Annotated in this window: 1 protein-coding gene; it reads right to left on the bottom strand. The window is 44.5% G+C overall.

Annotated elements, in window-relative coordinates; translation table 11 throughout:
- Positions 1-69: 69 nt before the first annotated feature.
- Complete coding sequence (locus LJE09_RS17300) at positions 70-483, bottom strand: sigma-70 family RNA polymerase sigma factor (RefSeq protein WP_227311607.1); 414 nt, start codon at positions 481-483, stop codon at positions 70-72.
- Positions 484-705: the final 222 nt, after the last annotated feature.

Here is a 705-nt window from a genome sequence, read left to right as displayed (position 1 = left end):
AGGAAAACTTGTCCTTCTTATTAACACTGACAAAAAAGGCAAAAAACAGGCGCATCAAATGAAATTTTATCAAAAATATTTTACAAGCTGCTTTAATCCATGGCGGATACTGTCTCGGACACGGCTTGGGTCTACACCTTCTACTTCGGCAATTTCATTTACCGTCATTCCCAGATAGTATCGGGCATAAATTCGCTTTGCCTGTTTCTCCGGCAGCTTCATCACAGCGGCATAGACCTGCTCCTGAAACTGTTTTTCCTCCAGAACCATCTCCGGTGTCTGCGGCTTCAACAGCACCGCATTTTCAATGCCATTCTCGCAATCCAGAGAATACTGTGCTTTATAACGATACATCTTTCGCTCATACGCAGTCTCCGCACGTTCAGCTGCCCGAATAGTCTCCATTACTTCCTCTGTCACATCTACAAAAAAATCTGTTATATAAACATCAGGATAAAGTTCCCGAAGGTTAATTTTCTTCATTATGTACCTCCATTTCGATTCACGGGTGATTGACGGGTGAATCGAATGGAGGCGGAGACCGACACCGGCAGACAACCGGGTCATCTCCGAAAAAATGGCAACAAAAAACGCCAGATTTCCATGAGGGAAAACTGGCGCGCCAAGAACAGCCATTATTATACTGAATCACATGGAACGATAATGCCGATGCAATGTTATACTTGCCCGGAGGAGGAGCAATGC

This window comes from Blautia sp. DFI.3.45 (genome assembly GCF_020593505.1).
Taxonomy (GTDB): Bacteria; Bacillota; Clostridia; order Lachnospirales; family Lachnospiraceae; genus Blautia_A; species Blautia_A wexlerae.
This window is presented reverse-complemented; position numbering and strand designations above follow the sequence as displayed.